The 22,797-nt window shown below is 36.3% G+C and carries 21 protein-coding genes; 14 read left to right on the forward strand and 7 right to left on the reverse strand.

What is annotated here, in order from left to right:
- Window positions 1–34 precede the first annotated feature (34 nt).
- Window positions 35–1,063, forward strand: a complete 1,029-nt coding sequence (locus tag H3T47_RS02205; RefSeq protein WP_199282400.1) for an aldose epimerase family protein — start codon at window positions 35–37, stop codon at window positions 1,061–1,063.
- Window positions 1,064–1,098: 35 nt separating this feature from the next.
- Here the strand turns inward: H3T47_RS02205 and H3T47_RS09400 are convergent, their stop codons facing one another.
- Window positions 1,099–1,368, reverse strand: coding sequence for an LPXTG cell wall anchor domain-containing protein (locus H3T47_RS09400; RefSeq protein WP_084608666.1), 270 nt, complete (start codon window positions 1,366–1,368; stop codon window positions 1,099–1,101).
- Window positions 1,369–1,517: 149 nt separating this feature from the next.
- Between H3T47_RS09400 and H3T47_RS02215 the strand changes: the two genes are divergently transcribed.
- From H3T47_RS02215 to H3T47_RS02225, 3 genes are read left to right on the forward strand one after another with little or no spacing between them, the layout of a single operon-like run.
- Window positions 1,518–2,636 carry an ABC transporter permease gene (locus H3T47_RS02215; RefSeq protein ID WP_199282401.1) on the forward strand — a complete coding sequence of 373 codons (1,119 nt, stop codon included), beginning with the start codon at window positions 1,518–1,520 and terminating at the stop codon, window positions 2,634–2,636.
- Complete coding sequence (locus tag H3T47_RS02220) at window positions 2,633–3,895, forward strand: tellurium resistance protein TerC (RefSeq protein ID WP_199282402.1); 1,263 nt, start codon at window positions 2,633–2,635, stop codon at window positions 3,893–3,895. Before H3T47_RS02215 ends, H3T47_RS02220 begins: the two co-directional genes overlap by 4 nt.
- A 1-nt stretch (window position 3,896) precedes the next feature.
- Window positions 3,897–4,766 (forward strand): ABC transporter ATP-binding protein, encoded by an 870-nt coding sequence (locus tag H3T47_RS02225; protein WP_199282403.1) that lies wholly within the window; start codon window positions 3,897–3,899, stop codon window positions 4,764–4,766.
- Here H3T47_RS02225 and H3T47_RS02230 read toward each other — a convergent pair.
- Complete coding sequence (locus H3T47_RS02230) at window positions 4,763–5,605, reverse strand: helix-turn-helix transcriptional regulator (protein WP_199282404.1); 843 nt, start codon at window positions 5,603–5,605, stop codon at window positions 4,763–4,765. The two genes, H3T47_RS02225 and H3T47_RS02230, sit on opposite strands and share 4 nt — an antisense overlap.
- A 141-nt stretch (window positions 5,606–5,746) precedes the next feature.
- Between H3T47_RS02230 and H3T47_RS02235 the strand changes: the two genes are divergently transcribed.
- The 5 genes from H3T47_RS02235 (at window position 5,747) to H3T47_RS02255 (ending at window position 10,105) form a co-directional block, all read left to right on the forward strand.
- Complete coding sequence (locus tag H3T47_RS02235) at window positions 5,747–7,345, forward strand: ABC transporter ATP-binding protein (protein ID WP_199282405.1); 1,599 nt, start codon at window positions 5,747–5,749, stop codon at window positions 7,343–7,345.
- Entirely contained in the window at window positions 7,335–7,613 is a 279-nt protein-coding gene (locus H3T47_RS02240; protein WP_199282406.1) for a DUF2087 domain-containing protein, read from the forward strand. The genes H3T47_RS02235 and H3T47_RS02240 overlap by 11 nt, the downstream gene beginning before the upstream one ends.
- A 336-nt stretch (window positions 7,614–7,949) precedes the next feature.
- Entirely contained in the window at window positions 7,950–8,093 is a 144-nt protein-coding gene (locus H3T47_RS02245; RefSeq protein WP_199282407.1) for a hypothetical protein, read from the forward strand.
- A gap of 542 nt (window positions 8,094–8,635) precedes the next feature.
- Entirely contained in the window at window positions 8,636–9,397 is a 762-nt protein-coding gene (locus tag H3T47_RS02250) for a hypothetical protein (RefSeq protein ID WP_199282408.1), read from the forward strand.
- Between the two features lie 15 nt (window positions 9,398–9,412).
- Window positions 9,413–10,105 carry an ATP-binding cassette domain-containing protein gene (locus tag H3T47_RS02255; protein WP_199282409.1) on the forward strand — a complete coding sequence of 231 codons (693 nt, stop codon included), beginning with the start codon at window positions 9,413–9,415 and terminating at the stop codon, window positions 10,103–10,105.
- A 271-nt stretch (window positions 10,106–10,376) separates the two neighbouring features.
- Here H3T47_RS02255 and treC read toward each other — a convergent pair whose 3' ends face one another.
- Window positions 10,377–12,029, reverse strand: a complete 1,653-nt coding sequence (gene treC / locus H3T47_RS02260; RefSeq protein ID WP_199282410.1) for an alpha,alpha-phosphotrehalase — start codon at window positions 12,027–12,029, stop codon at window positions 10,377–10,379.
- On the reverse strand, window positions 12,026–12,757 hold the full coding sequence (treR, locus tag H3T47_RS02265; RefSeq protein WP_046326508.1) for a trehalose operon repressor: 732 nt from the start codon (window positions 12,755–12,757) through the stop codon (window positions 12,026–12,028). Before treR ends, treC begins: the two co-directional genes overlap by 4 nt.
- Before the next feature lie 206 nt (window positions 12,758–12,963).
- Here treR and H3T47_RS02270 point away from each other — a divergent pair, with 206 nt between their 5' ends.
- Window positions 12,964–14,943 carry a PTS glucose transporter subunit IIABC gene (locus H3T47_RS02270; RefSeq protein WP_199282411.1) on the forward strand — a complete coding sequence of 660 codons (1,980 nt, stop codon included), beginning with the start codon at window positions 12,964–12,966 and terminating at the stop codon, window positions 14,941–14,943.
- 82 nt (window positions 14,944–15,025) lie between these two features.
- Here H3T47_RS02270 and H3T47_RS02275 read toward each other — a convergent pair whose 3' ends face one another.
- Both H3T47_RS02275 and H3T47_RS02280 read right to left on the reverse strand, forming a co-directional pair.
- Window positions 15,026–15,502, reverse strand: coding sequence for a YhcH/YjgK/YiaL family protein (locus H3T47_RS02275; protein WP_199282412.1), 477 nt, complete (start codon window positions 15,500–15,502; stop codon window positions 15,026–15,028).
- Between the two features lie 26 nt (window positions 15,503–15,528).
- Window positions 15,529–15,801, reverse strand: coding sequence for a hypothetical protein (locus H3T47_RS02280; protein WP_046326511.1), 273 nt, complete (start codon window positions 15,799–15,801; stop codon window positions 15,529–15,531).
- Window positions 15,802–16,039: 238 nt separating this feature from the next.
- Between H3T47_RS02280 and H3T47_RS02285 the strand changes: the two genes are divergently transcribed.
- Window positions 16,040–17,326, forward strand: a complete 1,287-nt coding sequence (locus tag H3T47_RS02285) for an SLC13 family permease (RefSeq protein WP_199282413.1) — start codon at window positions 16,040–16,042, stop codon at window positions 17,324–17,326.
- A 30-nt stretch (window positions 17,327–17,356) separates the two neighbouring features.
- Here H3T47_RS02285 and H3T47_RS02290 read toward each other — a convergent pair whose 3' ends face one another.
- The gene (locus H3T47_RS02290) at window positions 17,357–19,090 is read right to left on the reverse strand and encodes a PrpR N-terminal domain-containing protein (RefSeq protein WP_199282414.1); all 1,734 of its coding nucleotides are present in this window, start codon (window positions 19,088–19,090) and stop codon (window positions 17,357–17,359) included.
- Window positions 19,091–19,249: 159 nt separating this feature from the next.
- Between H3T47_RS02290 and H3T47_RS02295 the strand changes: the two genes are divergently transcribed.
- The 3 genes from H3T47_RS02295 to H3T47_RS02305 are packed head-to-tail and all read left to right on the forward strand — an operon-like array spanning window position 19,250 to window position 22,792.
- On the forward strand, window positions 19,250–20,506 hold the full coding sequence (locus tag H3T47_RS02295) for a four-carbon acid sugar kinase family protein (protein ID WP_199282415.1): 1,257 nt from the start codon (window positions 19,250–19,252) through the stop codon (window positions 20,504–20,506).
- Window positions 20,485–21,630, forward strand: coding sequence for an exo-alpha-sialidase (locus tag H3T47_RS02300; RefSeq protein ID WP_199282416.1), 1,146 nt, complete (start codon window positions 20,485–20,487; stop codon window positions 21,628–21,630). The genes H3T47_RS02295 and H3T47_RS02300 overlap by 22 nt, the downstream gene beginning before the upstream one ends.
- A 7-nt stretch (window positions 21,631–21,637) precedes the next feature.
- Window positions 21,638–22,792 carry an iron-containing alcohol dehydrogenase gene (locus H3T47_RS02305; RefSeq protein WP_199282417.1) on the forward strand — a complete coding sequence of 385 codons (1,155 nt, stop codon included), beginning with the start codon at window positions 21,638–21,640 and terminating at the stop codon, window positions 22,790–22,792.
- Window positions 22,793–22,797 lie beyond the last annotated feature (5 nt).

The following is a 22,797-nucleotide window of genomic DNA, read 5'->3' on the forward strand; positions in this document are numbered from 1 at the left end:
TTTAACTATCTAGATAGTAAAGGAGGTAGTTTAAATGAAAACCTTAGTACAGAAATATGACAGAATGAATGGCAAGGACCTTTGTGAAATAACTTTGATTAATGAGCACGATGTTAGAGCTACAGTTCTTAATTATGGTGCCACTTTAGAAAAGTTGGAAATTCCTACAGGCAATAATAAATGGGAAAACATTATTATGTCTCTTGCAACTCCCAAAGATTACGCTACAGAGAGAAATTTCTTAGGTGGGACAGTTGGCAGAGTTGCAGGTCGCATTAAGGATGGTAAATGGCAACACGGAAACCAAATTACCCAATTTAAATTAAATGACGGACAGAATTCACTTCATGGTGGTGGAGAAGTAGGTTTTGATAACAAACCATGGGATTTTAAAGTAACTAGTGATAAAGATACGGCTAGTGTACAGTTAATTCTATTTGATCCTGATGGAGAAAATAATTATCCGGGAAACATGAAGATTATTGCTACTTACCAGTTAGATAATGATAATAATCTGAATTATAATATCACTGCTTTTACGGATAAAACGACTTTGTTTAACCCTACCAACCACACATTTTTCAGGTTGGATGGTCCACAGAGTAATGTTGAAGATTTAAATTTACAGCTTAACGCTGATTATTATGTACCAGTTGATGATGCAACTATGCCTATTATGGGAATGGCAAAGGTAGCTGATACTGTCTTTGATTTCCGCAAGCCTAAGAGATTAGGCGCTATCATAAATTCTACAGCAGAACCGCAAATAAAAAATCGTAATGGGTTAGATCATCCCTTTATTCTTAATGGTTATAAGCCAGCAGCTGTCTTGTCTTCTACCAAAACGAACAGGAAGTTAATCATGTCTACGGATGCACAAGCGGTGGTCGTTTTTAGCGCGAATACTTTTAACCATCAGGGCGCCGCTAAAAATATCGGCAGGCATGATGGTATAACGTTGGAGGCACAAGCCGCTCCTGAAAGTGGCTATAGCTTATCTTCCTTTACATTAGTTCCCGGCGAGAGATTTTCCAGAACTATTAATTGGCAAGTAGTTTACTAAGTAAAAAAAAACAAGTTCAATTCTGAACTTGTTTTTTATTCTGCTGGCTGTTTTCTTTTAAACCATTTGATTGCAGCAACTGTTATGGTGATTAACACACCAATAATTACCAGCAAGAAATTAGACTTTTTGTTTTCCCCTGTTTGTGCTAATTGCTTAGCATGATTTTTGGTGCCGTGTATATTTTGCTTTTTAGTAATAATGTGCCTATTTACATTAAATTGATGACTTTTTTGATTGGTGTTGGTTTGTTTAGCGGCCGCTAAATGCAGTTTGGCGGCTGCTTTTTGGTGTTGGGTTTTTATAAAAGAGTGCTTTTAAACGCGCTCTGGTGATAGTGTAATAAAAATTATTATGCTATACATGTAATTAAGCTGATAAAAATATGATAAGATTATTATTAATAACTTTTTACAGTCACTGGTTAATTTCATAAAGTCAGGCGGTGCTTTTTATGAAAAGAACATATTTTAAAGCTAATTTTAATATTGCACGGAAATCCAGGAAAAACATATTGCTAATGGTGGCACTAGTTTTATTTATGGTTCTCTTTGTCCTAGTGGTTGAAACTCAAAATCTGGGAGATAATTACCGACAGTGGCAGTCATACCATGATTCACTGGAGATTAATATTAGCTATTTTGATAGTAATTCATTACATAAAAAAGAATATAAAGAGACATATTACAATCTAAATAATCAAGAAGCCTGTATTGACGGTTTACAAAATGGAGAAGTCCTTAATACACCGCAAACCTATTTAGAGAGTTCAATCGACTTATTTCAAACCATGCTAAAGGGTTACCGTAATAATTATTTGGGAGCCAGCACTTTAAATGTGCCACCAAAGTATCAATTACATCAAAGGCTGGTGACTTACAAATACCTTTACCGCCACCACATACCAGCAGCGATGAATTCTAAGTCATCTGTAACATATTTGATTTATATTTTAAATTTTGTAGCTGTTTTTATTTTCTTTTATGTTTTGCTGATATCTAGTGATGTATGGATGATCAAACTAGACCATGATACGATTTTACGCAATATTCCGTATCGTGTAGAAGACGAAGTGAAAGGCAAAATCCTGATTAATCTGGTTTTAGTCTTGATTCCCGTACTTATCGGCTTAATTGGGGCATATCTTTTCGCGGGTTTTCGCAACGGTTTTCGGAGTTTGAATTACCCGAATGTTTTTTATTTCAATAAAATTAGAGCAATCCCTGTATGGCTGGATTGTGTCTACTTTTTACTTTATACGGCAGTATTAGTCATTTTTGTTACCAGTTTAACGTTATTTTTAAATCAATTAACCAAGAACGTATACTTAAGCATATTTATTGGGATTGCGCTATATGTTTTATCCTATGCGTCTAATCAGCTCTCTAAGTTTATTGTCTGGCTGCCATCCGAGTACCTTAATGTTAACAATGTTCTTAATGGTACTGTAGCAAGCAAAACGGGCTTTGCCGGTTTAAATTTGGTAACGGGAGCTATCATTTTATTAATCTGGTCTTTGACATTAGTTGCAGGGTTTAGATATTTAATCAATAAGGGAGGAACACAAAGATGAAATGGCGTTATTTTCTTTTTCAATTAAAGGCGTTCCTAGTTAATCCTAAAAATGTCGGTCTATTTATTATCACTATAGTTTTATCGTTTTATTTCGGCTTGGTTTCCGTGCCTAACCATACGGTAATTGAACAAGTCGATCCCCGGCCAATTCAAAAAGAATATATTGACTATAAAGCCTTTCTTAAAGCAGCGCGTAAGGAGTTCGTACTTGCGCGCAAGCCGGGATATCATTATTCTCCTAGTAGAGGAGCAATTGATGCTGTATACACTTATCCAAAAGTTTTAGCATACGACCGCAAACTGCTGGGAGCTTTAAAGAAAAATGATATGAACGCCTATGCCCACTACGCTAGTATGCGCTACAAGTACATTGACGACTTGATTTTTGAAAAAGGCAATCAGAACTTTTTATATCCAGCTGCATATAATAAAAATGACAACTTTAATATGGAAGGACATTATGGCTATCAACGGACATTTCACTTGTATAATGCACTTTTAGCAGGTAATAAGGATAAAAAAACACCATTAAATAAAAATATTCTAGAAGAACGCACCGCTTTACAAGTAATGCAAAATTCTCTTTCGGGCTGGACGGTATTATTACTAGTGGTGATGGTATGTTTCTTTACTGCTGATATTGTGACTAATGACCGCAAATATTACACTGTTTTAGAAAATATTCCTTTAACTAAGCGCACGATTTTATGGTTGAAAACCGGAGTCGTTGAGGTAGGAGTTCTGCTGAACTTTGTTGTAGCGGGCATAATTGCTCTTTTCTGCATTGCCCCTAAGTATGGCTTAGGTTCATTAAAGTTGAATACGGTTGATTATTTAGGAAAAATAAACTACATACCTACTTTCAGAACTGAAACATTGGGTATGTATTATTTGCAATTTATGATATTTGCCGTCATTATCACTTTTATTTTTATCAGGCTTACAATTCTGTTATCAATTGTCTTACGCAATGAATATGTTGCTGGAATACTTAGTAGTTTGTTTGCCATTAGTGCGAAAATGCTTTACTTTTCGCTAGGAATGGGTTTTGTTTATCCAGTTTTAGAAAAGCTGCCTATGACGTATTTCTCTATTGGCGATAGTACAACGGGAAATCTGGCATATTTAATGGATGTACCTGGCTGGGGTTTTACTGCGGGTATCAAACCGCTGCTTTACCTGGCACTTACAATTGAAATATTATTATTTTTGTTCACTCAAATTAGAAGTATACCTTTAGTTAGGCGTGGTGATTAAAATGCTAAATTTAAAAGATGTTACATTAGCTTTTGGCAAAAATGTTGTTTTAGATGGTATAAACTTGCAATTCAAACAGGGAGAAATAGTGGGTTTGGTTGCACCTAACGGAACGGGTAAATCAACTTTAATTAATGTCATTTTGCATAATTTGACCCCGCAAAAAGGCTTCATTGAGTATGAAGGTACGCGTTATCAGACTCAAAAAGATACGATTAAATTGCACCAAGAAATTTGTTCTTTTCCTGAGCAAAACGACCTTTTTCCTTTTATGACGGGAAGGGACCATCTTAACTTGTACGCCGATCTTTGGCATAATTCTGAAAAGCCCGTCGAGCAAATAATTACTGACTTGCAAATGGCAGACTATGTTGGCCACAAGGTTGAAACTTATTCATTAGGAATGAAGCAGCGGCTTTGTTTTGCGATGGTAGTAGCGGCTAACTCTCCTGTAATGCTTTTAGATGAAGTAATGAATGGTCTTGATCCTCAGAATGTAGCTTTAATTTCGCACATGCTTCTTGATCTAAAGGGTGAGAATAAGTTGATCATTATGGCTTCACACCTTTTGTCCAACTTACAGGAGTATGCAGACAGGGTTTTGTTTATGGGTCACGGTCAAATAATTGAAGATTTAGATAATAAAGAACAACATAATCGTTATTTGAAAATGCAGTCCAGTCCTAAAGCAGTAAAAATACTTTCCGGATATGATTTCGAAACTTTGCCCAATAACTTGATCTTGTTACCTTTAGCAAAAATTGAACAGGAAAAGTTAACGCAAATTTTAACGGATTTAGTTGACTCTGATATTCAATATTCAGTTGAAAGAATTGATATCGAGGACTTATTTAACAAATTCTATAATTAAAATTTTCTAACCTGGTTTAATATCTTTAAAAAATAAGTAGACGTAGTCTGCATATTCATACTAGTTAAAAAGTGAATAATCGAAATAGCAGCCGTATCATTGGCGGTATTGTGAAATGTCAAAATGGCGTTTAGGAAATTGCGGCCAACGATTAGCAGCATTTCATTATCTGACAAGTCAATCTGATTTATTCGTGTAAGTAGTTGGTCTGCAAGTTTAAATTGATTTCTGGTAATTAAGCCAATGACTGCTTCAAAAAGTGCTGCTATACCGAAATGGAAGGTATTTTCTCCCGCTTTTTTAATAAAGGAAATATTGCTGCTGATTTGAGCAGCGGTCTGATAGATAATTCTGGGACTAATAATAGGAATGATGTTGGCAAAGAGTGAGAGAAATTCATGCCCCCAAACTGTTACTTTGTTTAATTGGCGGTTTAACTCATTTTGTTGGGCAATAGGAAAAATATTGTGCTGAGAACTCTTATAATACAAACTGCAGGCAATTGCTGCATAGTCCAAGTCAAAAGGATCTTGACTTGACTGATATTTATTTAATGCCGCTTGAGCCAGTTTTTTCAAATAGTTTTTGTCGTGGTTACTCCAAGACTCTTCTAAAACTTGGGCAATATGATCCTGCGGGTCGAGTTTAGCAAGCGCAATATATTCAGTTGCCGATAAACTAATTCTTTCACACAATTTTAATACCCGGTTAAAATCCATGTGTCCTTGATTATTTTCCCAGCGAGAAAGCATTTGAATGGAACAAATGCCTGCGGCAGCTTCTTTAAGGGTAATATGCTGCATTTTTCTTAACTGTTTAAATTCATTCCCTGATTGCATGATGTTTTTGTCCTTTTTAAGATATTATGGCACTTTTTTCTCATATATGAGAAGTAAAAAAATCTCAAAAATAATTCATGCTTTAATATGCTTAATTTAAAACATTACAACGGTTTTTAATAGTAAAAAAGGAGTAACAAAATGCAATCTTCGTTAAAATTTGCACCTAAATGGAAACTTGGTGCCTACATACTTTTAGCAATAGTCAGTGCATTTGGCAATGTGGTAATTGCGTATGTCACTAAGATCATGCTAAATGCAGCGCAGTACCGTCAGGGTAATAGTGTTAATTTAATTAAGATTGCCGGTATTGGTGCTGCAACCATCTTAATCATTATGCTGTCCAACTTTGTATACCGCTATATCAAATGCGCTATTATTCAAGATGTTAATGTTTATCTTAAAGAGAAAACCATGAGCTATCTGATTGAGCAGCGTAGTGATTCACAAAAGGATGGTTTAAGTCTGATGACCAACGATCTGAAACAAATTGAGACGTCTAAGACTACAAATGAACTAATGATTATTGCAGAATTAGTTTCTTTTGTACTGTCAGTTGTGGTTGGTCTAATCAATTCTTGGATTTTAACTTTAATTTTTATGGTAACAACTTTAGTTCCTGGACTAGTGCAAAGAGCATTTACCAAAACAATTCAAGCTAAAGCAAAAGTTTGGGAAACGAACAACGTCGCATACACCCAAAGTGTGAATGACGGATTAAACGGGGCGCAAACTGTCGGCTTATACGATGCCCAAAGTTCGACTATTGTTAAAGTCGTTAATAGTGCCAAGAGAATGGAAGAAGCATTAAAGAACTTAAACTTCACACAAGCTGCTGCAGGAGAAGTTATTATGGCTTTTGCGGATATTTTTAGCTTTATATTACCATTTCTAGTAGGTGCCATCTTAATGCTGCAAGGACAGTTCGGTGTTGGTACTTTAATTATGATAGTGCAACTATCCAATGAATTTATTAACCCGATAGTTAATATTTTTCAGCAATTAAATGCTATTAAGTCTACTAAGCCGATGTGGGATAAAGTAGAGCAGGCTCTGTCTTTTTCAGCTGACAGTACTAAAAATGCGAAAACTGGTAAATTTACTGGTTTGAAAGTTGAAGATGCAACTTACAGTCAAGGTGGCAAGGCGATTTTTACTCACCTTAATTTGACAGTTGCTCCGAACGAAAAAATCTTACTTATGGCACCTAGTGGTTGGGGCAAAACCACGCTGTTAAATTTAATGTTAGGAAAAATTAAGCCTAATGCGGGTCATGTCTTTATTGATGATGAAGACGTCACCGGTAATTGGGCCGCAGCCCACGATAATTTCAGTTACGTTAACCAAAAGCCGTTTATCTTTGATGATACAATCAAATTTAATATTCTATTAGGTCGAAAGGTTTCCCCAGAAAGTTTGGCTGAAGCAGTTGAATCGGCGGGACTAACTGAACTCGTGAATGAAAAAGGCTGGGATTATCAAGTTGGTGAAAAGGGGGCAAATTTATCCGGAGGGCAAATCCAAAGAATTGAAATTGCACGTGCTTTTTTGTCTGAACGTCCTGTATTGCTCGCTGATGAAGCTACTAGCGCGCTTGACCCAGAACTGTCACTTGCAATTCATAAAACGTTATTAAAAAAGCCTAATTTAGCGGTAATTGAAGTGGCTCATAAAATTTCTGCCACTGAAAAGTCGTTGTTTGATCGAATAATTAATTTGAATGAAAAAAATGGAGAATAAAAAATTATTAATGCGTTATATTGACGCTGATGGTGTTGTTAAAGTATGGCCTGGTAAAGCCAAAAACCGGTTGTTAATTTTAAAGTATTTGGCAACTAAATTTGAACCAACAAAAAAATATTCTGAGCAGGAAGTAAATTTAATTTTAATGCGGTTTGTGGCGGATTATGTTACCAGAAGACGTGATTTAATTGAAAACCATCTTTTAAAGAGAACGGATGATGGTAGAATTTACTGGCTAAATGAAGAAAATAGAGTAAAGGATTAGGATATAATTGATACTGAAAAGCTGGTATATAAAAAGGATATTAAGACCATAGTTGATGACTATCAAACTAAATAATAAACAGTTTAAAAGGACAAATGGCTGCATGTCGTTTGTCCTTTTTTGGTGAAAAGCTAAAAGCTGATGTAGCAGCCTCTTATGAAGATAGATAACAAGATGGCAAGACTTAAAATTTATATTTAATTTGATATTATGATACATTCCTAAAAAATAATAATTAAATTTATTGGTTGAAAAATGATTGAGACCCGCAACTTTAAAAATTGTTATTTTACTTTTTAAACATATTTTACCTTTTAATTGGGAGTGTCAATAATTATGTGTAAATGGAATTCTCTTCCGCTGTCTTCACTTAATCAAAGTAAGACTCGATTGTATCAAGAATCAATTATTCAATTGAAGCAATGGATTGATAACAAAGTTTTTGCTAATATTCCTACTCTTTTAATCGGTAATTTTTAGTTGTCTGATTGTAAATAAGGCTAAAATTTAGCCTTGTGGGTCTAGAGTATGTTTAAGCAACTTATGCTAAAATATAAATGTATAAATAGTTTAGCGATTCCACTGGAATTACAGAAAAAATTTTATCCCAATTGATATGACCCCCAAATTTAAAACAAATTTGGGGGTATTTTTGTGACTAAATTATCTAAGCAATATACTGTCAGCTTTAGTATGATTATCAAATTTGTCCTGGTGAATTAAATTGGCATTATCAGGTTGGACTACCTAATATTATTATGCGGCCTTTTTAGCAAGTTTTTTAGGACCTTAAATAATAAAAATATGAGATTTAATTGACCAATATGGTAAAATAACATATAATTTTCATAATTTATCGTACATTGAAGGCTAAGAGTAAACTGACTATTGCTGCTAAACTAAGAATCTATTTCAAATGAAAATTTTCTGAGTTTTGATTCTTAGCTAAATTGGGGTTACATCTTTTAGGCGATAAGTTTAATCTATTTCAAAAATGTTAGGTAATATTCACGGAGATTTCTATGAAAAAAAAGTTTTATGCGCTCTACAAGATTTTCCTTATTAATGCTTTTAGCAACAAAATTGCATTAATGTTTAACATTGTCTTTCCAGTTATATATTTTGCTATATCTAATGCTCCGGTCTTGATTAATAATTATAATGTCAGTAAGGATAAACTAATTAGCGCAAGTGCTTACTATTTTGCCTATATTGCCTTAACAACTACTCTAAATTCAGTGATTCTGGCAATGGTTGAGTATCGTGATTATGGTTATTATAAAGTTATTTACATGGTGACCAATTCAAAGTATCTAGTACTGATTAGTCAATTTTTATCACAATGGACGTTTTTAATAATAGAATTATTCCTTTTTAACTTAATCACCACACTAATGTTTAAGTCCCTTGCTTATCTGGGCTATTTACTATTGACCACAATAATAGCTGCGATTGTATTTGTTTTACCTTTAACTATGGGCTTATATTTTTTACTTACAGTGAAATTAAGGTTGCAAACTTACAATATTGTGATTACGTTAATTATTTTGCTCTCTTTCATGGTGTCAGCTTTTGAAGCAAAAAACGAAATATTAAATTTATTATTGCTATGTACGCCTGTTAAATACCTAATGACTGGGTATGAAGTAATAATGCAAATGATGTTTTCTAGAGTAAATTGGGCAAATCTTATTAATTTATTGCTCGTTATTTTAATTTATGTCCTATTTGGAATGATTTTTATTGCAAAACAAAATATTTCTACAATTTTTGAAAAAAAATAGTTGGAAGGTGACAATATGGAAATTAAGCATTTGAACTTCTCTTATAAAAAGAAAGAAATCTTTGCCGATTTTAACGCAAAATTTGTTGGCGATCAGTTAAATGTGATCATTGGTAGTAATGGTGCTGGTAAAACGACTTTACTTAACCTAATTTATGGCTTTATTGATCGTCCTGCTGCGGCTATGATTGATTTTCCTTCTATGTCTAATATTATTTATAAATTTCAAAACATGTCTTTCTTTGATGAACTGACAGTAAAACAAGTAATAAATTTTTTTAAAGCAATGAATGATCATACTGTTGCAGTCACTAATGCACAAGTTCGTTTTTATAATGAGATCATAAAAGAATTAATAAATACTAAACTAAGGTCTTTATCCGGTGGTGAATATCAATGTGTTATGGTTTATTGTACTAGCATAATGGAACGGGAATTATATTTGTTCGATGAACCTCTTAGTGGAATTGACAGTTATATTGAAAATTTGATTTTAGACTTAGTTGAATCTTTAGTTGTTGAAAAAAAGAAAAAAGTAATTATGACTTTGCACCAGTTGGCTAAATTAAACTCTTTGCAGGCGCACATTGTATTCGTTGGCAACAAAAAGTGTGTTTTTCAAGGTAACCTTAACCAAATGCTGCAGGCGGCAGATACAGATGATATTGATATTGCATTTAAGAGAATGCGTCAGGCAGTATCTTGTTAAATCAAGAGTAACTATACTTTTAATTTATAAGAGATATAAAATTGATTGAGCTAAACAAACTATTTTGGTTAGGTTTGCTTGGCGTATCAAGCTGAAGCGTATTACTTATATATAAAATGAGGTGACTTAAATAGTATTTTTAAGTCACCTCATTTTTATTCAAATTAATAATAGTGCTACATGAGCAATTCATCTTAAATTCTGATGGTAATTTTTTGACTGCAGTATTTTCTAAGTTAGATTTTCATAGCAAAAAAAGTCCTTCTTTTAGTTATATTAACAAAGCCAGCGATTCATAAGGCTGTAAAGCCAAAGTCTTTGGTACTGCGCTTAAATTCCTATTATAGTTGCTAATTAAAGTTTGCGCTTTTTGTCCTTGATAAGAACCGGGTAAATCGTAGGTTACTTTTTGCCCATAAAAATTATTTATTACTAGTAAGGTTTGTCCCTGATAAAGTCTGCAATAAGCAAAAATTTGCGGATGATCCAAATCAATGGGTTCATAGCTCCCCTTAGCGATAATGGGATAATGTTTTCTCAAGTAAATCAACTTTTGATAATAGGGGAAAATTTCACCATGATCAAGTTCAGCCGCCACGTTAATTTGTTCTTGATCTTTAGGCTTCAGCCAGGGAGTACCAGTAGTAAAGCCGGCATTAACACTATCATCCCAGTGCATTGGCGTTCTGCTGTTATCACGCGACTTCACCTGAATAATTGTCAGAGCTTTGGCGTCACTTAAGCCTTGTTTTTTAAGGTCATCATAAGCATTAAGTGTTTCTACATCCACATAATCGGTTATCTTCTGGTAGTTAGGATTAATCATGCCGATTTCTTCGCCCTGATAAATATAAGGGGTACCGCGTAAAAGGTGCAGCGCAGTAGCCAGCATTTCAGCCGATTTTTCCCGAAAATGTACGGGATCACCAAAACGGCTCAGAGCCCAGGGCTGGTCATGATTATTCCAAAACAGAGCATTCCAGCCGCCGCCTTGACTCATTCCTACTTGCCAGTCATTTAGGGCCTTCTTTAAAGCAGAAAAATCAAAGGGAATCTTGGTCCATTTTTGTCCATCTTGATAATCAACTTTTAGATGATGAAAAGTGAAAACCATTGAGAGTTCATGATTTTCTTTTTTAGTGTAAGCAACAGAATTAGCAATGGTCGTTGATGACATTTCACCCACTGTAATGGTATCGGGTTCCTGACCAAAAGTCTTCTGATTTAATTCTTTTAGATATTGGTGGACTACCGGCTGATCCGTATACATTAACTTGCTGGCAGTGTTTTTAGGTGCATCAGTAAGCTGTTCATCTTTGCCAATAACGTTAATCACGTCAAAGCGAAACCCTTTAACCCCTTTATCACGCCAGAAATTAACTACTTTAAAGAGTTCTGTTCTAACTGCTGGATTATGCCAGTCAAGATCGGCTTGAGTTTTATCATATAAATGAAGGTAGTATTTACCAGTTTTACCAAACGGTGCCCAAGCGGAACCACCAAATTTAGACGTCCAGTTGTTAGGCAAACTGCCATTTGCTTTAGGTTTTCTAATGTAGAAAAATTTTTGATAATATTCGTCGCCAGCTAAAGCTTTTTTAAACCAAATATGATCAGTGGAGCAGTGATTTAACACCATATCAAGCATCACACCAATATGGTTTTGCGCAAGCTTAGCGACTAATTCTTCAAAATCAGCCATTGTGCCAAATAACGGATCAATACCATAATAATCGGCAATATCATAACCATTATCATTTTGGGGAGATACAAAAAAAGGATTGAACCAAATCATATCAATATTTAGTTTCTTTAAATAAGGAATTTTCTGGATGATCCCCCTTAAGTCCCCGATACCGTCACCATTACTGTCATAAAACGATTTGGGATAAATTTGATAAATAACTTTATCTGCCAAACTCATAGAATAAGACCCCCATTTTTGTTTTTCCTGTGCGCAAAGTCTACAAACTTAAATTTATCAGGCCGATGTTGCGAAATAGTGTACTGAAAAAAAGATGTGTCTTTTAAGTAAGTTAAGCTGCGTACTACTACGACTAAATTGGTATTGGTAAGCTGCAACTGCTTGATTACACTTGCACTAGCTGGCTCTACCGTAATAGTTTTAGTGGCATAATCAATTTCAAGCCCTAAATCATGCTCAAAATAGTGGTATAACGAGCTTTGTGCCTGCTGCGGCGAAATTTGGGGCACGTATTTTTTTAAAATATAATCTTCGTCAACTACTATTGGTTCATGATTGATCAAGCGCAAACGTTTTACATAAGTCGCAGCAGTTTCTGTTAAGGATAAATGTTTACTGATGGTAAACGGCACACGTGCATCTGTTAACTCAATAATTTTAGTTGCCGCGTGCATTTGTTTTTGCTTGTTGAGTTCGTCAAAAGATTCAATATTAGAAACTGGGAAGGCAATGCGAGCGGCATTAATAACCACTGAACCTTTACCCTGTATTTTTTGAATTAAACCGGCGTCTGCCAGTTCAGTCAAAGCTTTTCTAATTGTTTCACGTGAAACATTATATAACTGTGATAATGTCGGTTCGCTTGGTAAAAAATCACCGGCTGCATATTGCTCGTGTTTAATTTTATTCGCTAAATCAGCTGCAATTTGGATATACTTAACTGCCATTATTTAAGATCCACCTTTTTTTATTTAATCATACCACCTTGCTTAAAATTATAACCTGTCTAGTATAGTTAATAAATATAAAAATACTATTACAACAGTATAATAATCAAAATGTTGACACTTGTCTATACAAGAACTATAATTTTTAGGAAAGCGTTATCAATATATGACGACCCTTTATGCAGTAATTTCATGGAGGTTTAATTATGAGTAATACGATTAAAATACTGGCACCTGTTGCCGGTCAGGTCATTAATCTTGAAGATGTTAATGATCCGGTTTTTTCTCAGAAAAAATTGGGGGAAGGCTTTGCTGTTAAACCTAGCGCAGGAGAAATAGTTTCGCCTGTAACCGGTAAGGTGGTAATGGTTGCTAAAACAAAGCACGCACTTGGTTTGCAAACTGCAGATGGTGTGGAAGTGATGATTCACTTAGGTATAGATACCGTTGAACTTGACGGCAAACCGTTTGATTTGCAAGTGGCAGCCGGCTCTGAAGTAAAAGCAGGGCAGCAATTAGGGACAATGGATCTGCAGGCAATTAAAGATGCCCAAAAAGATGATACCGTCATTCTGGCGATTACTAATACCGCTGATATTTTAGCTGGTATCGATCTTGCTCTGGGCACTAAGTCTGCCGGTGAATCGGCAGCCACTATTACATTGAAACAGACTAAGTCAGCACCAGTTGCCACTAACAAAAAAGAAAATAAATACCAAACTACAGCTCGCGAAATTGTTAAGGCAGTTGGTGGCGCTGATAATGTTAAAAGTGTTATGCACTGCTTTACTCGTCTGCGCTTTACCTTAAATGATAATAGTATTCCGCAGGATGACGAGGTTAACAACATTAAAGGAGTAATAGATGTTACCCGTGCAAATAACCAATATCAGATAGTAATTGGTCAAACGGTAGAAGACGTTTACGATGAATTAATCAAACTACTTGGACCAAAATACGCGGGACAGGGTGAGACTACAGCTGCTGCTCCTGCTCCGGAGACTAATCAATCTATTGGTGGCAAGATTAAAAATGGTTTCTTCCAGTTAATAGGTGTAATTACCGGCTCTATGATGCCAGTAATTGGTTTGCTAGCCGCCAGTGGTATGTTAAAAGGTATTCTTAACATTTTAACTAACTTTTGCCACATGTCTACGGCTTCGCCAACTTACACTATTATCAATGCGATGGGGGATGCGTCGTTTTACTTTCTGCCTTTAATTGTTGGTTTTACAGCTGCTCAAAGATTAGGTTCTAGTCCGGTAGTTGTTTCTATTATTGGCGGTTTTCTGATTTACCCTGATTTAGTAAAAATTTATGCCAGCGGCAAATTCAGTTACTACTTAGCTGGCGTTGGTATTAATGCCAACTTCTTCGGTATTCCAATTCATATTCCACAATATACTTATTCAATTTTCCCAATGATTTTTGCGGCTTGGATGGCTGCTAAAATTGAACCGTGGATAAAGAAGTGGATGCCAGTTACATTAAGACAAATTTTTACCCCGCTAGTAGAAATATTTTTGGTAGGGATGACAGTCTTAATTATTGTAGGACCCGTAATTTCATTTATTTCTACGGGAATTGCCAAAGTATTGCAATGGCTCTTAACTGTCAACACTGCACTTTCCGGTCTAATCATCGGTGGTCTTTACCAGATACTGGTTATCTTCGGACTGCACTGGGCAGTAGTGCCAATTATTGCCAATGATATTGCTGCAACGGGACATAGTATTTTAAACGGTATTGTTTCAGTAACTATGATTGCCCAAGGTGCTGGTGCCCTGGCTGTTTGGTTTAAGACCAAGCATAATCCTGACTTAAAGGGATTATCTTTAAGTGCTGCTATTTCCGCTGCTGTTGGTATCACTGAGCCGGCAATGTACGGTGTTAACTTAAAGTATGGTCGTGTATTTATGACTTCAAGTCTTGGTGCTGCCATTGGTGGTCTGGTAAACGGTCTGCTTAAAGTTGATATGTATGGCTTTACTGGCAGTTTAATCGGATTTCCATCCTTTGTGCCTAAAGCTGGGCAAGGCAATCCTAATAACCTGCTGAACTTCTGGATTGCCTCCATTGTGACAATTGTTGCTGCATTTGCTTTGACCTACTTCTTTGGTTATAAAGAGCAGGACGCTAATAGTCCTAAGGATGCTCCTAAGAAAAAGAATTTAGCTGATTTATAATTGATAACAGTTTTTTAAGTACAAAATATTAAGGGGCTCCAAAAGCATGGTCGCTTTCGGAGCCCTTTTTCTGTCTAATAAATTATTGCACCAACTTAATTGGTACCTTGATAACCGCCTTTTTACATGGCTTTTCATTAACGTCTAAATCTAAGCAAGCTTCATGAGCATCTTCAGGAAATAAAATAATATAATCTCCAGGATGTAAGCAAATTGAAGTTGCCGGACCAGTGAAGCGCTGATAATGCGCCACGTCATCCGGACTTGCAAGTGCATTATCTATTTCAGTCAGGCCGTCAGGTTTAGTTACCCTTGTTATTTCTGCACCCTTAATTAAATAATGAAAATCAAGGTGGGTTTGATGATTTTCAAAGCGCCCCTTTTTTTCGTCTTTCGTATTATATTCCTGAATTTTGACAAAAATGCCATCACTGATGTCGTACCTGCCAACAGCCAAATTGGTCAAATTGGTTTCTTGCAGCCATTTAAAAGCCTTATCCAGATACTGATTTTGACGAATAAAAGCAGTAGTTGAATCATTAATATTAGCGTAAATCATATCATTTTCCTTTCTTAAATTCTGAGTTAATTATCTAGCATTTGTTTTGAATTAAGTTGCTGGATCTTATCCACCATTTCATCAAACGAAAGGCTGCTCAATTTTTTATTGGCAGTAAACTGAGTATCTTCAAGAGTATTGAAATCACCTATTAAGTAGTATGCGGTCAGATAACTTAACAAGAATTTTTTAGCTTCAGGTATTAAGTCTTGTTGAGAATAATTCATCTGACTGGCAACTGTCGCAAAATGATATGCGAATTTTTCTGGATCAATCTGAGTATTTTCGTTAACAGTCATAAAAAACCTTCTTTCATAAAAATACTTTTAATCTTATTCTATATTGCCCAATTAAATTGTTTTAGTGTTTATTGTTTAAAAATAAGACGATAAATATTCATTTACGAGTGATTTCTTTTTATCCAGTAAATAATGTTTAAAAATAAGACGATATTCAATGTAGTTTAGCTGTGATTTTTATTAGCATAAACAATGTAAGCGATTAACCGGTATGTTTTATTTGAGAGAGGTCATTAAAATGTCACAAGCGTACATTGTTTTAATTGTAATGGCTGTAATGATCGTAGCAATGGTTTCTGATAAGTTTGATTTTGGATTTGCGCCAGTTGCCGCCTGTACAATCTTGGTTTTAACTGGAACAGCCACCGTACAACAAGCATACGGTGGCTTTATTAACAATAACACTATCTTAACTGCAGGATATGTAATTATCAGTTCACTTTTTGCGCGGACACGTGCCATTCATAAATTACAGGCATTTTTGTTAAAGATTCAAAAAGGCAAAAGTGGACTGACACTATTTGTAGTTTTGCTATTATTCACTGTTATTCTGATGACAGTAATGGAACCAGGACCTGCAACCTTATTAATCTGTTTGGTTTTGTCAACTTTACCGGCAGGTGGCGGCATACCATCGGGACAAATGCTGTTGCCGCTGGCTTCAATGGTCGATATTAGCGCTCGTAAAATTCCTATGGGTATGACCATGGTTTATGTGTTAGCGTTAAATAATTTTATTACTAACGCTGGCTTCAGCCATACAGTAAGTATGGGCACTTGGATTATTGCCGGTGCAGTGCCACTTTTAGTTGCATTTGTTTATTCCTTAATTGCGTATCGTGTTTTACCAAAAAAGGAATTAAAAATTGATGCGGGGCAGGATCAAAAAGAACAAGAAGAAGAAACGACTGATAACTTAAAATCATGGCAGGAAAATTTGATTTACATTTCTTTTGTTGTAACTACAATTGCCATGTTTTTTACCAATCAATTAGGAAATATTGTCTACGTTATCCCATTAGTAGGAATTGGCCTGATGTACTTTTGCAATATTATCAGTTTTAAAGAAATTCGTGAGGGCATGTCGAGTCCCATTATCTATCTTTTAGGCGGAATGTTTGGTCTTGCTGATATCATGGCTGCTAAAGGCGTAACCAAAATGATTGGTTCAGCACTACAAGGAGTTCTGGGCAATAATTCCAGCATTTGGGTCATTACCTTTGTCTTTGCTTTTGCTGCGACAATCATGGCCAACTTGACCGGCTCGAACATGGGAACAACCATGATTTTAACGCCAATCGCTATTGCAGTGGCTGTTGCTTCCGGACTTGATCCCCGTGCTGCAGGTTTAGCAACCGTAATTGCGTCTAATGCTGCAGTTATTATGCCAATGGATACTGCCATAGGTATTGCTGTTGCCCAGGGACACTATAAAATTGGCAGAACATTTGTCTATACTATCCCGTTAACAATAATTTATATCACCGTTGTTGCTGTAATGTGCTGTGTATTATTCCCAGCATAATTTGGCAGCAGTTTGATAATAACCCAGTTTTTACCGTTTTAAATAGCGCCATAAAGTTGCGCGACTAATGTTTAATTCTTTAGCCGTTTTGGTTTTATTGCCATTATTTTCTTTGAGCGCTTGTTTAATGTCTTGGACGATAATATCATGCAAAGAACGTCCTCGATGTGCAGGGCTGGCTGCCTTTAAAGCCGCTTGTTCTGGCTGTGATTTTTCACTCACAGCCAGCTGAGTTAAGATTAGATCAATATCTTTGCCCTTTAAAATCGGCGCGTCTGCTACTGCTAGGGCAGTAGTCAAAACGTGAATAAATTCACGGTAGTTGTGGGGCCACGGGTAACTCGATAGATGGTCTAATGCTGTGTCAGAAATTCCTGAAAAAGTTTTACCCGTATTTAAATTAAAATCGTTGAGAATGGAGTGTACCAACTGATTAAAAACGTCATAAGACATTGCGTTTAAAGGTTTTAAAAAGAGTTCGTTAACTGTGAGGTAATCAGGAAAAGAAATATTCAACTTTGTTCCATAAGGCTGGGTAATTAAGAAAATCAACTTGTTTCTGCCGTCCAAATTGGATTTACGGATAAATTCAAAGAAGTCATTTTGGTCAGAGGCTGGCAATTTCTCTAAGCCGGTGATCTGAATAAGATGGTGATTATCAAAGAATATCGAGTCATTATCAGCAAGAGCTTTGCTTAAGCTTTCATGATCTGACAGAGAAATCTGTATTGGAGCTGCAGCGTCTGTTTCTTTAAAGATTAGGCTGCCTAAATATTCTTTTTCAAGGCCATCTGCACCGATTATGGCAACGGGCGCTTGGAGGTGAGAATAGTGCCTGAGTAATTTGAAAAACTGGTTATCATAGCAGGTCGAATAGACTGAGGAGATATAGTCCGCATCAAAGTGTGTTTGACTGCTTGATGGAGCTTTTCCTAAATAATCAAGTGTGGCAATTGAAAAGTTGGTTGTCTGCGTTACTACTACGTGCCAGGAGGAATTAGCCCAGGTTACGATCGGTGTGGCGTCACTGAGCGCTTTACGCACCTTTTTTGCCAAAAATGCGGCTTTTTTCTTATTAGTGCTGAACAGAACGTTAAAATAATTATCTTTTTCAAAAAAGAGTGTGTAATTATGAAATGCTGCGAGGGTTTCGGAAAGCAGATTGAAGTAATTAATATTTGTTTCCTTTTCCCTAAGTAAGAGAAAACAGGTTTTAAGTGCTTGATAGACAACTTCGTCTCCCGATTCAATCAGATAAGAATTGAGGTGGTAGATATTGTTGGAAGCGACAATTATGCCTGAATCACAAATTATATTGTGATAACCGCTTGCTGCAAGCTTTGCCATTGCATTTTTAATATCCATTTTTTTCTGTACTACATATTTGGTCATTTTAATATTAAATTGAGCCAAGGTTTGGGAGATAGCTTGATCGAAGGCGTCATAGCAGATGATAGCGGACTTACTCAAGTCGGGAATGCTTTTGATCGTCCGAATAATATCGTACTGGGAAATACCAATATCTATTACAGGTACATTGGTTTGTTTTTCCAAAAAAGCGACAGTTCCACCACGGGAAAGTAATAAGTCAAAATCATTATTTTTAACTAAAGCGGCCAAATTGTTTTTATTCGCTAAATTAGCTAGTTCAATTTGAATTCGAATGTCCAGATCAGCATTTTCTGTTGTTAATTGCTTAAAAAAGTGTTGGACTTTGTTTTTCAAACCGGGATAGGGAACGATGCAGAGAATTTTAGCAGTCATAATAACCTCCGTTTCAATTTTGAACGTATTTTTAGAGTTAGTATACTTCATTTTTAATTCCCTGATAAGTGTTTAAAAGTGAAACAAAAAATATTACAGCTTTGTTCTTAATCATTTTAAGATTATCTATGTAAAGAATATCTGATGGCGGGTGGAAAAATGGCTAAATTTTTGATAATTGCTGATGACTTTACTGGTGCTAATGATACCGGTGTTAAGCTTACAGAAGAAGGTATGCCAGTAAATGTTTTTTTCTCAGCAATTAATATTGTTCCCCACACTTCTTGTGTAATTGATACGGAAACACGAAATGACTCAGAAAAAACGGCTTATGAAAAAACAAAAACAATCTTAAATTCAATTGATATGAACCAGTTCGATTTTGTTTATAAAAAAGTTGATTCGACTTTGAGGGGTAATATTGTTACTGAATTGAGAGCGATTAACGACCGTTTTGCACCAGATTACGTTGTTTTTGCACCAGCCTTGCCGGCGCTAGGCAGGCAGGTAATTAATAAGAAAGTTCTGGTTAGTGGCAAAGAACTGCGCAAAACGGAATTTGCCTGCGATCCCGTTAAACCGGTATTGCAGGATAATGTTGAAACAATCTTGGCCCAAAGCTTTGGCGTTAATAGCGTGCAATATTATTCTTTAAAAGATCTACGGTCTAACAAAGACTTGGATTTGAGCAAAAAGTGCTTTGGCTTTGATACCGAAAATGATGAGGACTTTTGCAAGATTGTTTCTCTATTTCAGGGATTAAAAGGCAAAATCCTCTGGGTTGGCTCCTCTGGTCTAATTGAAGGAATGGTCAAAAAGAGCAGTGTGGCAACACCGGCAATTGCCTTGGTTGGCAGCGTCAGCAGTAAAACTAGAAAACAGATTCTTTATGCCAAAGAAAATGGGCTGGCTATCATTGCCTTGCCGATTTATGAAATTTATAAAACAGAAAATTATTCTGAATACGTTGACCAGGCTGTACGCATTTTAAAAAAAGGCAGAAATTTGGCCCTGGTATCTTCCGCATCACTAGAAAGGGCAGATTTAATAAAAACCAAGACCAGTTTTAATGATGCTGGCATAGTTGGTACGGAAATGGAGAACACCATTCAAATGATACTGGCAGGTATTTGCCGCCGCGTGATTAAAGCATTTCCCGTTTCTGGCTTATTTGTTACTGGCGGTACAACTGCACAAAGTATTTTAAGAATTGTGAAGGCGCAGGGAACGGTAATTAGAGAAGAAGTTGCTTTGGGGATGCCGCTATTAACCGTTGTTGGTGGTGAGTTTGACGGCATTAATATGATTTCTAAAGCTGGTGCTTTTGGAGATTCGAGTTTGATTATGTTTGGTTTAAATAAATTACGTTCTTTAGGAAAGAAGGCAGAAATATCATGGAATTACAAGAAAGCTTAACTGCTAAATTTAACAGAACTATGTTGTTGCCAGATTCGGGAATTCAAAGTCATGCTTCCAACTTATTGATATTACCTAATGGTGATACCTTGTGTACTTGGTTTTCAGGTACTGAAGAAGGAACAGACGACATTACCATTTTTATGGCTGAATTGAGAGCAGGAACAGATTGCTGGTCAAAGCCGGTTCCAATGTCGAACAATCCCGGTCGTTCCGATCAAAATCCGGTTTTATTTGCGGCACCTGATGGCGATATTTGGCTACTTTACACTTCCCAAGTTGGTGGAAATGAAGATACGGCGATAATTCAATATCGTGTTTCACATGATAATGGGAAAACATGGAGTTTGCAAAGTAATCTATTTCCAGGTGAAAGTGGTCTGTTTATTCGTCATCCGCTAGTTGTAACCGCTAATGGAGAGTGGCTTTTGCCCCTTTATCATTGTGTGGTTAAAAATGACGGCAAACCGTGGGATGGCAGTTATGATTACAGTTGTGTCCGGGTTTCGCAGGATAGCGGACAAACTTGGAAAGAATACGAAGTCCCCGATAGTCAGGGCTGCGTTCAAATGAGTATTGTCAAGCTGCAAAATAACGCGGGATATGTAGGCTTTTTTAGAAGTCGCTGGGCTGATAACATCTACCGTTCTTTTTCTAATGATGGCAGCAGTTGGACGCCACCTAAGGCAATTGACTTGCCGAATAATAACTCATCTATTCAAGCAGCACTGCTGCCTGACGGCAACATAATTTTAGCTTTTAATAAGTCCAGTGCTGAAGATGCAACAGTGAGAAGACTATCATTATTTTCCGAAAAAACCACGGCCAAGGATACGTCCAACAAAAAAGCTGCTAAAACTGCTTTTTGGGGTGCGCCCCGGGCACCATTAACCGTGGCAATTTCAGAAGATAACGGTAAAACTTGGCCCTATGTAAGAAATATTGCCGAAGGCAGCGGTTATGCCCTCACTAATAATTCTAAAGATAAAAAGAATAAGGAATTTTCGTATCCCTCAGTTAAACCGACAATAAACGGCAAAATTGCTTTGACGTTTACCTATTTCAGACAAAATATTGCTTTTGTCGAGTTTACAGAAGACTGGGTCAAAGAAGAAAAGGAGTAAGACTGTGATGAAAGAAGCTTTTTTAAAGTTACCCCAGAGGGTATATCTGGGTGAAAATTTACTGGACAAATTAGGTGAATTTTTGCAAACCAGAAAAAATACGAATGTTTTACTTTTCACGGATCAAGGACTGTTAAAAGCGGGTTTGGTTCAACCGCTAGAAGATTACCTGCAAGCACATGGTATTGCTTATCAAATTGAATCCGAAATTAAACCTGAACCAAGCTATACCCAAGTTGATGCTCTTTTTAAGAAGGTTAGCCAGTTTAACTTCAATACGATCGTAGCTATCGGGGGCGGCTCGGTAATGGATGCTGCCAAACTGATTTCACTATTGCTTCATACCGATTTGAGCGTAAAAGATCTGATTAATGATCCGACCAAAGCAAAAAAACACTGTGCCACCGTTTTTATTCCGACTACTGCGGGTACAGGCTCAGAAGCCACAATTAATGCGATAGTCAGCATTCCGGAAAAACAGGTTAAGTTTGGTATTGTAGCGGATGCAATGCTCCCGGATTTAGTTCTGCTTGATGGCAATAATGTTAAAAACCTGCCGAAGTCAATTCTTGCCTCGTCAGCAATTGACGCACTCAGTCACTGCGTTGAATGTTATACGGCTAAGAACGCCACTGTAATGAGTGACGGTGTGGCACTTCTTGGTGCTAAATTGATTTTTAAGAATATTATTAAAGCCTATCAAGATACAAAAGATATTCAGGCACGTGAAGCGCTGCAACTGGGTGCCTTTTATGGTGGTGTAGCAATCACCGCTTCCGGAACCAACATAGTTCATGCCTTGTCGTATCCGCTTGGTGGCAAATTCCATATTGCTCATGGCGTAGCTAATGCCATTTTATTTAAAGCATGCATGGAAACTAACAAGCCGGCGATTGAAGATCGTTTAGCAGCACTTTGCACTAATATTTGGCCGGAAGAAGGCAGTAAAAGTACTAGTGCGAAAGCCGATTTTGTAATTGCTAAGATTGCAGAAATTGTTGCAAAAACCGAAATACCAACTGATCTTAAAAAATTTGGTGTACAGGAAACAGACTTGGACTTTTTAGTTGATTCAGCACTAGAGCAAAAGCGCTTGCTCAGTCACAATCTGAAAAAATTAACGCGCTCAGAAATTGCTCAAATTTATAAAGCAGTAATGTAGTTTAG

The organism is Lactobacillus sp. W8093 (assembly GCF_016100925.1).
In the GTDB taxonomy this organism is placed as follows: Bacteria; Bacillota; Bacilli; order Lactobacillales; family Lactobacillaceae; genus Lactobacillus; species Lactobacillus helsingborgensis.